Source organism: Lysobacter solisilvae (assembly GCF_016613535.2).
In the GTDB taxonomy this organism is placed as follows: Bacteria; Pseudomonadota; Gammaproteobacteria; order Xanthomonadales; family Xanthomonadaceae; genus Agrilutibacter; species Agrilutibacter solisilvae.
In genome coordinates, this window is record NZ_CP071518.1 from 2,817,312 (window position 1) to 2,828,309 (window position 10,998).

Below are 10,998 nucleotides of genomic sequence, written 5' to 3' on the forward strand. Positions count from 1 at the left end.
CTAGAATTTCGGTTCTACGACGCCCCAGGGCCGAACATGATCGAACTCAATCCCGTCCGCCAGCGCATCGCCGACCTCCGGGACCGGCTGGATGCGCTCAGGGGGTATCTTTGACTACGACCGCAAGGTCGAACGTCTGGAAGAAGTAAACCGGGAGCTGGAAAGCCCCGATATCTGGAACAACGCCGAGTACGCCCAGACCCTGGGCCGTGAACGCTCCCAGCTCGAGAAGGTGGTCAACGGCATCCGTGACCTCACCGACGGGCTGGTCGGCGGCGCCGAGCTGCTCGAACTGGCCGAAATGGAAGACGACGAGGACACCGCGCGGGCCGTGGTGGACGACGTCGAGGGCTTCGCGCGCCAGGTCGACAAGCTCGAATTCCAGCGCATGTTCTCGGGCAAGATGGATGCCACCAACGCTTTCGTCGATATCCAGGCGGGAGCGGGCGGCACTGAAGCCCAGGACTGGGCGGAAATCCTGCTGCGCATGTACCTGCGCTGGGCCGAGTCGCGCGGCTGGAAGGCCGAGCTGATGGAAGTCAGCGGTGGCGACGTCGCCGGCATCAAGTCGGCCACCTTCCGCGTCGAGGGCGATTTCGCCTACGGCTGGCTCAAGACCGAGACCGGCGTGCACCGCCTGGTGCGCAAGTCGCCGTTCGATTCCGACAATCGCCGCCACACCAGTTTCACCTCGGTCTTCGTTTCGCCCGAGGTCGACGACAAGATCGACATCGAGATCAATCCGGCCGACCTGCGGACCGACGTCTACCGCTCCTCGGGCGCGGGCGGCCAGCACGTCAACAAGACCGAGTCCGCGGTGCGCATCACGCACATGCCCTCGGGGATAGTCGTGGCCTGCCAGACCGAGCGCAGCCAGCATGCCAACCGCGACCGCGCGATGAAGATGCTGGCGGCCAAGCTCTACGAAATGGAAATGATGAAGCGCAACGCCGAGCGCGATGCGGTGGAAGCCACCAAGTCGGATATCGGCTGGGGCAGCCAGATCCGCAACTACGTGCTCGACCAGAGCCGCATCAAGGACCTGCGCACCGGAATCGAGCGCAGCGATACGCAGAAGGTGCTCGATGGCGACCTCGACGAGTTCGTCGAAGCCAGCCTGAAATCGGGCCTGGAAGTGGGCTCCAAACGCAGCGACGCGGCGTAGTGCGGCGGGGCGGGGCGCCTGCGCCCCGCAAAGTCCCGCAGCCACCGCACGCAGGCCCGCCCGTGCTCTGCCCGTTCCCGCTTCCCACCCCCTTCCACTCTCCAGTTGCCCCATGACCGACACCGCCGACACCCCGACGCAGACCGACGAGAATTTCCTGATCGCCGAGCGTCGCGCGAAACTCGCCGCACTGCGCGGGCTGGGCGTCGCCTTCCCGAATGATTTCCGCCGGGCCGACTACGCGGGCGACCTGCAGTCGCAGTACGCCGACGCCGAGCGCTGGACCGCGCAGGCGCTGGAAGACGAGACGCCGCGCGTCGCGATGGCGGGCCGCATCCTGCTCAAGCGGGTGATGGGCAAGGCCAGCTTCGTGCAGGTGCAGGACGAGTCCGGCCGCATCCAGCTGTTCCTGCAGTCCAATACGCTCGGCGACACCTACGAAGCCTTCAAGTCATGGGACGCCGGCGACATCATCGGCGTCGAGGGCGTGCTCACGCGCACCCGCACGGGCGAGCTTTCGATCCGGGCCGACCGCCTGCGCCTGCTGACCAAGTCGCTGCGCCCGCTTCCCGACAAGTTCCACGGCCTGGCCGACGTCGAGCAGCGTTACCGCCAGCGCTACGTCGACCTGATCGTCTCGCCCGAGTCGCGCGAAGTCTTCGTCAAGCGCTCGCGGATCATCCGCGCGATGCGCGCGTGGCTGGACTCGCGGCGTTTCCTGGAAGTTGAAACGCCGATGATGCATTACATCCCCGGCGGCGCGGCAGCCAAGCCCTTCGTCACCCACCACAACGCGCTGGACCTGGAACTGTTCCTGCGCGTGGCGCCGGAGCTCTACCTCAAGCGGCTGACGGTCGGTGGCCTGGAGCGCGTGTACGAGATCAACCGCAACTTCCGCAACGAGGGCGTGTCCACGCGGCACAACCCCGAGTTCACCATGCTCGAGCTCTACGAGGCCTACGCCACGTACAACGAGATCATGGACCTCACCGAGAACCTGATCCGCGACGTCGCGCGCGAGGTGCTGGGCACGACGGTGATGGAATGGGACGGCGTGAGCATCGACGTCGGCCCGGCGTTCCGCCGCTGGCGCCTGGATGCGGCCGTGCGGGAGAAGAACCCCGAGATCAGCGCCGCCGACTGCCGCGACCGCGACGCGCTCGTCCGCCATTGCGAGCGACTGCGCATCCCGGTCAAGGCCGGCTACGGCTGGGGCAAGCTGCTGCTGGAAATCTTCGAGAAGACCGTCGAGGGCAAGCTGGAGCAGCCGACCTTCATCACCCATTACCCGGTGGAGGTTTCCCCGCTGGCGCGCGAGAGCGACAGCGAGGCGGGCATCACCGACCGCTTCGAGCTGTTCGTCAACGGCAAGGAGCTGGCGAACGGCTTCTCCGAGCTCAATGACCCCGAAGACCAGGCGGCGCGTTTCCAGGCCCAGGTCGAGGCCAAGGAGGGCGGCGATGACGAGGCCATGCACTTCGACGCCGACTACATCCGTGCGCTGGAAGTCGGCCTGCCGCCCACCGGCGGGCTGGGGATCGGCATCGACCGGCTGGTGATGCTGATGACCGGTTCGGCGTCGATCCGTGACGTGCTGCTGTTCCCGTACATGCGGCCTGAAGCCCAGGGCTGATCGACGCCGGCATCTATCGGCCGGTGGACTGGCGCCGGCATGGGCTGGAAATTGTCCCGGAAACCGGCCCGGACGCGCTCAATTTCCGCGCCTGCATGCCGTCAATGCATCCGGAGTCGGCGCACCGCAACGCGCGTCAACGCACATACGCCAATGCCGTCCAGTACGGTCCCGGATGCCCAAGGCCGTATTCGGGGTTATGCTGCATCGACGGCCGTGAAGGACAACGGCACCGACCGCAGGGGGACTGTACGTGGATGTAGTCATTGTCGATGACCAGACTTCGGCGCGCACGATGCTGCGCCACATCATCGAGGACATTGCCACCGAGCTGCGCGTCCATGATTTCGGCGAGCCGGCCACGGCGCTGGACTGGTGCGAGAACAACCAGCCGGACCTGCTCCTGCTGGACTACCGCATGCCCGGCATCGACGGCCTCGAGTTCGCGCGCCGGTTCCGCCGCGCGCCGCTGCATCGCGACATCCCGATCATCCTGGTGACCGTGGTCGGCGACGAACCGGTGCGCCAGGCCGCGCTGGACGCGGGTGTCATCGATTTCCTGGTCAAGCCCGTGCGCCCGCGCGAACTGCGCGCCCGCTGCCGGAACCTGCTGCAGCTTCGGCAGCAGTCGGAGAACGTCAAGCAGCGCGCCCTGTCGCTCGAACAGCGGCTGCTGGCGAGCATGCACGAGGTCGAGGAACGCGAGCGCGAGACGCTGCAGCGCCTCGCCCGCGCCATCGAATACCGCGACGCGGGCACCAGCGCCTACCTGGAGCGGATGTCCCACGTGGCCGGCCTGATCGCCGAGCAGCTGGGCATGACCGAGGACGAGGCCCGGCTGGTGGAGATGGCCGCGCCCCTGCACGACGTGGGCAAGATCGCCATTCCCGACTCGGTCCTGCTCAAGGCCGGGCCGTTGACCCCGGAAGAAGCCGGCGTGATGCGGCAGCACCCCAAGATCGGCCACCAGCTGCTCGGGGGCAGCCAGAACCGCTTCATCCAGACCGGCGCGCTGATTGCACTGCGCCATCACGAGCGCTTCGACGGCACCGGTTACCCGGATGGGTTGGTCGGGGAGGAAATCCCCCTGGAAGCCCGGATCGTGGCGGTCGCGGACGTCTTCGACGCCCTGATTTCCCCCCGTCCCTACAAGGACGCCTGGGACATTGACGCCGCGCTGGCGTACCTTTGCTCCCAGCGCGGACGGCTGTTCGACCCCCGCTGCGTGGATGCCCTGATGCATTCACGTGCGCGGCTCGAGGAAATCTGCGATCGTTATTCGCGACGGCACGGACGGCCCGGCGTGGAGTAGGGCAATGACTGCGACCTGGCGCTGGATCACACAGCGTTTGTCGAACCGCCCGGACACTGAACATGCCCAGGCACTGATCCGTATCGCCGTTCTGGCGGTGGTGCTGGCGTACCTGCTGATCCTGATCTACGTGGAAAACCGGCCTCCGGTCGGCTATTTCCAGGTATTGACCCTGGTCGCACTGGCCTTCGGCATCGGCGCCATCATCATCGGCTGGCTGCTGGCCGACCCCGCTCCGTCGCACGTCCGGCGGGTGGTGGGCATGCTGGCCGACTATGGCCTGATCAGCCTGGCCATGATCCGGATGGGCGAGCCGCTGGCCTGGATCTACGTGATCCTGATGTGGGTCACCATCGGCAACGGCCTGCGCTTCGGCCCCAGCTACCTGGTGGCCGCCATGTCCATGGCCACGGTGGGTTTCGGCAGCGTCCTGTTCTACACCCCGTACTGGTGGGTGCACATGAGCCTGGGGATCGGCCTGCTGGTCGGCCTGGCGGCGATCCCGCTGTACCTGTCCGGCCTGCTGCGCGCCCTGACCGACGCCACCGAGGAGGCCAAGCGCGCCAGCGCGGCCAAGAGCCGGTTCCTCGCCAACATGAGCCACGAGTTCCGCACCCCGCTCAACGGCCTGGCCGGCATGTCCGAACTGCTCGCCGCCACCCGCCTGGACCAGGAACAGCGCGAGTGCGTGAACACCATCCAGGCCTCGACCCGCAGCCTGCTGGCGCTGGTCGAGGACGTGCTGGACATCTCGGCGATCGAAGCCGGCAAGCTCCGCCTCAACCCCACCGATTTCTCGCCGCGCGAGCTGGTCGCCGGCATCGGCCTGATCCTGCAGCCGCAGGCGCGCGCCAAGCAGCTGCGGTACGAGGCCCGGGTCGCGGACGACGTGCCGGAGAACCTGCGCGGCGACGTGGTCCACCTGCGCCAGGTCCTGATCAACCTGGCCGGCAATGCGGTGAAGTTCACCGACAAGGGCTCGGTCCGGCTCGAAGTGGACCGCCTGGACAGCGAGGACGGCGGCACGCGCCTGCGCTTCACCGTGACCGATACCGGCATCGGCATCCCCACCGACATGCGCCAGCGGCTGTTCGAGGCCTTCGAGCAGGCCGACGCCCGCCTGGTCCGGCGCTACGGCGGCAGCGGCCTGGGCACGACCATCGCCAAGCGCCTGACCGAGGCGATGGGCGGCACGATCGGTTTCGAAAGCGTCGAGCGCAAGGGCAGCCGGTTCTGGGTCGAGCTGCCCTTCGAGCCCTCGGTGCTGGAAACCCTGAGCGAGCCGATGGCACTGCCGTCGCTGGCCCCGGCGCCCGACGACCTGCTGGAGGCCGGGCAGCCGCAGGACCGGCCACGCAACGTCATCGCCTTCGGCGACCCGTTCCTGCGCCATCGCGCCCGCGTGCGCAGCATGCAGATCCTGATCGCGGACGACCACGCGGCCAACCGCATGGTGCTGCAGCGGCTGCTGCAGAAGGCCGGACACCGGGTGATGTCGGTGGAGGGCGGGGAACAGGTGCTCAACGCGCTGGAAGTGGCCGACTACGATGCGGTCATCGTCGACCTGCACATGCCCGACGTCAGCGGCCTGGACCTGCTGCAGCAGCTGCGCCTGATGGAAGCCGGTGGCCGGCGCCGTACGCCGGTGATCGTGCTCAGCGCCGATGTGACGCCCGAATCCATCCAGGCCTGCGAACGGGCCGGTGCCCGCGCTTTCCTGGCCAAGCCGGCATCCACGGCGCGCCTGCTCGACACGCTGGCCGACGTCGCCGCCAGCGCCCGCGTCGACGCTACGCCGACACCCACGCCGATGGTCCGCGGTGAAGGGGCAGGGGGTGACAGCGTCTTCGATCCCACCCTGCTCGACGAACTGGCCGGGCTGGGCATGGGGGACAACTTCGAGCGGGAATTCATCGCCCAGTGCCTGAGCGACGCCGGCGCCTGCCTGCTCGCCCTGGCCGAGGCCGGCGAGGATGCCCACTGGGTGCGCGTGCGCGAACAGGCGCACGCGATCAAGGGCGTGGCAAGCAACCTGGGGCTGATGCAGCTGGCCGGCAGCGCCAGCGAAATCATGCGCCTGACCGATCCGGTGATCACCCGCGAGTGGCGGCAGCGCCTGGAGACGCTGCACCGTCAACTCGCACACGGCAAGTCGGCGCTGGAAGCGCGAGCGCGCCAGCGCGACAGCCGGGATGGCAACCCTCCCTAGCGCGGTGCCGTCGTCATTCGGGCGCGGTCAAGCCTGACCAACCGCGCCCCGACACACCGCATTGCCTCGGTCCTGTGGACCGGTTCCCCTCAGGCTGCCTGCGCAGCGCTGCGACGCACCTGGGCCCGCACGATCCGTTCCATCATCTTCAGCGACTTGTCCCCGAGTCGCAGCGCGCTGTCCACCCACAGCTCGGTGATGTTCATCAGCTCGTCGCGGCTGACCGGCTGCGCCATGGTGCGCGCGGCGTTGAGGGCCAGGTGCGAGATCGGCGAACGCTGCTGCTGCTGGATGAGCGCCTCGACGGCCTGCGCGCCACCGCCCTTGGGCGCCAGGATGTCCACCACGCCCATCCGGTGGAGTTCCTCGGCCTTGTAGAGGCGGCCTTCCAAGATGATCCGCTCGGCCATCTGCGAGCTGACGCGGCGGCTGAGGAAGGAATACGCGCCCATGCCCGGGAACAGCCCGAACAGCACTTCCGGCAGGCCCATCTCGACGCCTTCCTCGGCGACGATGTGATGGCAGGCCAGCGCCAGTTCCATGCCGCCGCCCAGCGCGTCGCCCTGGATGAGCGCGATGGTCCTGACGTCGCCGCCCAGGCCGGTGTGCAGGTGGTGCACGCCGTCGATGCAATGGCGGGCATAGGACAACAGCCGCTGGCGGTCCTGCTCGCGGATCAGGCGGGCGAACAGCTCCAGGTCGCCGCCCAGGTTGAAGGCCGCCGGGGCATCGGAGGCCAGCACGACGTGGCGCAGGCGATTGCCGGAACGCTGGTCGTCGCGCAGGGTGATGGAGGACAGGAAGTCCCACATGTCGTTCATCAGTTCGGTGCGGAAGCAGGGACGGATACCGCGTCCGACATCCGTGTGCATGTGCAGCCAGTGACAGGCGCCGGCGGGGTCGGATTCGACCCGCACGGTGTTGTACGAGCGCACACGGCGCAGTTTCTCGATCGTGCTCATATTGCAGTCCTCGGTGAGCTCGCCCGCAGACTGACGGTGGGCGCGGGCGGCGTTGTGGAAGCCCACGTCCAGATGCTACTCCGGTCGGACCCGCGTGCCCGGCGGACAGGCACGGGGACGGCGACGGCGCCCGGCCATCGCAGGCGTCCCCGCCCGGGGGTTCAGGCCGCCCGCGAACGCGGCAGCGGCTTCAGCACCGGCCGGTCGGGCGCCGTATACCGGTCGATGACCTGCTGCGCGAGGGCGCTGTCGTCCAGTTGCCAGGGGTGGAAGCCCGGGCGCAGGTAGTCGAACACGTGGCGGCATGTCCGCCGGAACATGTGATCGCGACCGAACAGATGCGCGCGCAGCCGCGACCAGGTGTCGCGCCGGCCCAGCAGGCGGTCCTGGCGCAGGAACACCATCGCGCCCACGGACATCAGCAGGTAGAACAGCGGCAGGACCAGCACCGCGCCCAGCAGGCGCAGGGGGTAGCGCAGGGGCAGGGTCTGCAGCACGTCGAACACCACGTGCTTGTGCTCGATCTCTTCGGCGAAGTGCCATTCGAACAACGCGCGCAGTTCGGGCTCGGCCGAACGCAGCAGGCCCTCGCTGAGGAATTCGTGCCCCAGGTAGGCGTTGACGTGCTCCACGCAGCTGACCATCGCGATGCGCAGCGGCAGCGGCGTGATCGGCTCCAGGACCTTGTAGAGGAAACCGTCGACGGGCTGCTGGAAGCCGGAGATGCGGTAACCCTGGGCCTCCAGCATCTGCCAGCAGCGATGGTGCCCGGCGCCATGCTGGCCTTCCTGCAGCAGGAACTGGGCCACCATGACCCGCATCGCGGGGTCGTGGATGCGTGGCATCCGCAGCTTCAGCGTGCGGATGTAGTAGCCCTCGTTGCCCGGCACCAGGAGGGTGTAGGCATTGAGCATGTGGGTCAGTACCGGATCGCCGTCGCACCAGTGGCGCGGCGTGTCCGCATCGAAATCGGCGACGAAGCGACGGGCGGGAATCGGCCGCTCCACTCCGTTGGTGCCGGGATCCGCCATGGTGCGATCCCCCCGTTCAACACGCCCGCCACAGGCACGGACGCTCGCAACGATCTTACTACCTTCCCGGCGAGGGGCCCAACCGCGTGCGGGCGGCCCTGGGCCGCCCGCACGGGGCCTGGGATCAGGCCTTGGCCGCGTCCCGCAGCTCGCGACGCAGGATCTTGCCCACGTTGGTCTTGGGCAGTTCGGTGCGGAACTCGACGAACCGCGGCTGCTTGTAGCCGGTGAGGTTCTCGCGGGCGTGGGCCTTCACGTCCTCGGCGGTGAGGGCCGGGTCCTTCTTCACGATCACGACCTTCACGGCCTCGCCGGACTTGTCGTCGGGCACGCCCACGGCCGCCACCTCGAGCACGCCGGGCATCATCGCGATGACGTCCTCGACCTCGTTGGGATACACGTTGAACCCCGAGACCAGGATCATGTCCTTCTTGCGGTCGACGATGTAGAAGTAGCCGCGCTCGTCCATCTTCGCCATGTCGCCGGTGTGCAGCCAGCCGTCGGCGTCGATGACGTTGGCCGTTTCCTCCGGCCGCTGCCAGTAGCCCTTCATCACCTGCGGGCCCTTGATGCACAGTTCGCCCACTTCGCCGACGGGCATCTGCTGGCCGTTCTCGTCCTTGACGCAGGCCTGCGTGGACGGGATGGGCAGGCCGATGGCGCCGTTGTATTCCTCCAGGTCCATCGGGTTGATGCAGGCGGCCGGGGAGGTTTCGGTCAGGCCGTAGGCCTCCACCAGGGTGGTGCCGGTGACCTGCTTCCAGCGCTCGGCCACGGCGCGCTGCACGGCCATGCCGCCGCCCAGGGTCAGGTGCAGCTTGGAGAAGTCGACCTGGTCGAACCCGGGCGTGTTGAGCAGGCCGTTGAACAGCGTGTTGACGCCGGTGATCGCGGTGAACGGCGTGTTCTTGAGCTCCTTCACGAACGCGGGCATGTCGCGCGGGTTGGTGATCATGTGGTTCAGGCCGCCGAACTTCATGAAGACCAGGCCGTTCGCCGTCAACGCGAAGATGTGGTACAGCGGCAGCGCGGTGATGATGGTCTCGTGGCCGTACTTGACGTTGGTGCCGATCCAGGCCGAGGCCTGCTGCATGTTCGCCACCAGGTTGCGATGGGTGAGCATCGCGCCCTTGGACACGCCGGTGGTGCCGCCGGTGTACTGCAGGAAGGCGATGTCGTCAGGCGCGATGTCCACCACCGGCAGCTGCTTGAGCTGGCCCAGCACCAGGGTGTCGCGGAAGCGCACCGCGCCCGGCAGGCTGTAGTCCGGCACCATCTTCTTGATGTGCCGCAGGACGAAGTTGACGATGTTGCCCTTGGGGAAGCCGAGCATGTCGCCCAGGCCCGTCGTGATCACCTGCTTCACCGGGGTCTGCGCGATGACTTCCTGGACGGTGTGCCCGAAATTGTCCAGCACCAGCAGCACGCTCGCACCCGAGTCCACCAGCTGGTGCTTGAGTTCGCGCGCGGTGTACATGGGATTGGTGTTGACCACCGTCAGGCCCGCGCGCAGCGCGCCGAAGATGGCGATCGGGTACTGCAGGCAGTTGGGCAGCATGATCGCGACGCGATCGCCCTTCTTCAGGCCGAGCTCGCCCAGCAGGTAGGCGGCGAACTGCCGGCTCAGGCGGTCGATGTCGCCGTAGGTGAGCGTCTTGCCGAGGTTGGCGAAAGCGGGGCGGTCGCGGTAGGTGTCGATGGCCTTCTGCAGGACCGACACCACGGACGGAAACTCGTCGACGTCGATTTCGGCGGGCACGCCTTCGGGATACTCCGCCAGCCACGGACGTTCATTGCTCATCGCGATCCCCTCGCTGTAACGCTGTCTAGTCGCTGCGCCGGCGAATGCGCCGCCGTACGGTATTCACCCGATTGGAGCATAGGCTCCAGAGGCTGGCAAGGCGCGTGGGCGCGCGCCGTCGCGGGCCTGCTAGGCTCGCGGCATACGAGCGGAGAACTCGCCGATGAAACCACGCGCGCCATGGCTCGGACCAGCCTGCCGGACCCTAGTGCTGTCATGGATCCTCATGGCGGCCGCCTGTTCGGGCACCCCGCCGGAGGCCGCCCTGCGGCAGACCATCGCCGATGCACGCGACGCCGCCGAGAAGCGCGACGCCGCATCGCTCAAGGACACGCTGGCCGGCGATTTCGTCGGCCCCCAGGGCATGGACCGGCAGGGCCTGGCGCGCATGGCGCAGGCGGTCTTCCTGCGCCACCAGGGCATCGACGCCACGCTGGGCCCGCTGGACATCGACATGCACGGCGACGCCGCCACGGTGCGGTTCACCGCCGCGGTGACCGGCGGCAACGGACTGCTGCCCGACACCGGGCAGGTCTACGACGTCGATACCGACTGGCGCCTGGAAGACGGCGAGTGGCGACTGGTGCGGGCGAACTGGAAACCGCAGCTGTAGCGCCTTCCCCCGCTTCGCGGGGGGTGAGAGGACGCGATTGCGGACCACGGGTCCGCGCGTCATCGAACGCCAGCAGGCTGTGCCTGCTGGCCGGGACGGTTGGGATGGGGGGCAACGATCGCCGCGAATGCGCCCCTTCCCCCGCTTGACCAGCCTTCGGCTGTTGAAAGCGCGGGGGAAGGTTGGGATGGGGGCAACGATCGCCGCGAATGCGCCCCTTCCCCCGCTTCGCGGGGGAAGGTTGGGATGGGGCCAACGATCGCCGCGAATGC

8 protein-coding genes are annotated in these 10,998 nt (G+C 68.0%); 5 read left to right on the plus strand and 3 right to left on the minus strand.

Annotated features, from left to right (window positions below; all coding sequences use genetic code 11):
- Positions 1-36: 36 nt before the first annotated feature.
- The 4 genes from prfB (at position 37) to I8J32_RS12410 (ending at position 6,319) form a co-directional block, all read left to right on the plus strand.
- Positions 37-1,165 (plus strand): peptide chain release factor 2 gene (prfB, locus tag I8J32_RS12395; RefSeq protein ID WP_200612624.1). Its coding sequence is split into 2 segments (ribosomal slippage): positions 37-111 and positions 113-1,165, totalling 1,128 coding nucleotides; the frame shifts between segments, so codons are not numbered across the junction.
- Between the two features lie 112 nt (positions 1,166-1,277).
- Positions 1,278-2,798: a lysine--tRNA ligase gene (gene lysS, locus I8J32_RS12400; protein ID WP_200612626.1), complete on the plus strand. Its 1,521-nt coding sequence runs from the start codon at positions 1,278-1,280 to the stop codon at positions 2,796-2,798.
- A gap of 295 nt (positions 2,799-3,093) precedes the next feature.
- Positions 3,094-4,110 (plus strand): response regulator, encoded by a 1,017-nt coding sequence (locus I8J32_RS12405; RefSeq protein ID WP_245156518.1) that lies wholly within the window; start codon positions 3,094-3,096, stop codon positions 4,108-4,110.
- A 4-nt stretch (positions 4,111-4,114) separates the two neighbouring features.
- Positions 4,115-6,319 carry an ATP-binding protein gene (locus I8J32_RS12410; protein WP_200612630.1) on the plus strand — a complete coding sequence of 735 codons (2,205 nt, stop codon included), beginning with the start codon at positions 4,115-4,117 and terminating at the stop codon, positions 6,317-6,319.
- 89 nt (positions 6,320-6,408) lie between these two features.
- Here I8J32_RS12410 and I8J32_RS12415 read toward each other — a convergent pair whose 3' ends face one another.
- The 3 genes from I8J32_RS12415 to I8J32_RS12425 all read right to left on the minus strand — a co-directional run bounded on the left by I8J32_RS12415 (position 6,409) and on the right by I8J32_RS12425 (position 10,113).
- Positions 6,409-7,281, minus strand: a complete 873-nt coding sequence (locus tag I8J32_RS12415) for a crotonase/enoyl-CoA hydratase family protein (RefSeq protein WP_200613165.1) — start codon at positions 7,279-7,281, stop codon at positions 6,409-6,411.
- Positions 7,282-7,442: 161 nt separating this feature from the next.
- Complete coding sequence (locus I8J32_RS12420; RefSeq protein WP_207526596.1) at positions 7,443-8,312, minus strand: metal-dependent hydrolase; 870 nt, start codon at positions 8,310-8,312, stop codon at positions 7,443-7,445.
- Positions 8,313-8,436: 124 nt separating this feature from the next.
- Positions 8,437-10,113, minus strand: coding sequence for a long-chain fatty acid--CoA ligase (locus tag I8J32_RS12425; RefSeq protein ID WP_200612634.1), 1,677 nt, complete (start codon positions 10,111-10,113; stop codon positions 8,437-8,439).
- A gap of 208 nt (positions 10,114-10,321) precedes the next feature.
- On the opposite strand from I8J32_RS12425, the gene I8J32_RS12430 reads away from it, so the two are divergent.
- The gene (locus I8J32_RS12430) at positions 10,322-10,726 is read left to right on the plus strand and encodes a nuclear transport factor 2 family protein (RefSeq protein ID WP_200612636.1); all 405 of its coding nucleotides are present in this window, start codon (positions 10,322-10,324) and stop codon (positions 10,724-10,726) included.
- Positions 10,727-10,998 lie beyond the last annotated feature (272 nt).

What these genes read in the sequence shown, in the direction of transcription:
- I8J32_RS12420 (WP_207526596.1), bottom strand. Translation starts at nt 8,312, where the DNA reads ATGGCGGATCCCGGCACCAACGGAGTGGAGCGGCCGATTCCCGCCCGT.
- lysS (WP_200612626.1), top strand. Translation starts at nt 1,278, where the DNA reads ATGACCGACACCGCCGACACCCCGACGCAGACCGACGAGAATTTCCTG.
- I8J32_RS12415 (WP_200613165.1), bottom strand. Translation starts at nt 7,281, where the DNA reads ATGAGCACGATCGAGAAACTGCGCCGTGTGCGCTCGTACAACACCGTG.
- I8J32_RS12425 (WP_200612634.1), bottom strand. Translation starts at nt 10,113, where the DNA reads ATGAGCAATGAACGTCCGTGGCTGGCGGAGTATCCCGAAGGCGTGCCC.
- I8J32_RS12405 (WP_245156518.1), top strand. Translation starts at nt 3,094, where the DNA reads ATGCTGCGCCACATCATCGAGGACATTGCCACCGAGCTGCGCGTCCAT.
- I8J32_RS12410 (WP_200612630.1), top strand. Translation starts at nt 4,115, where the DNA reads ATGACTGCGACCTGGCGCTGGATCACACAGCGTTTGTCGAACCGCCCG.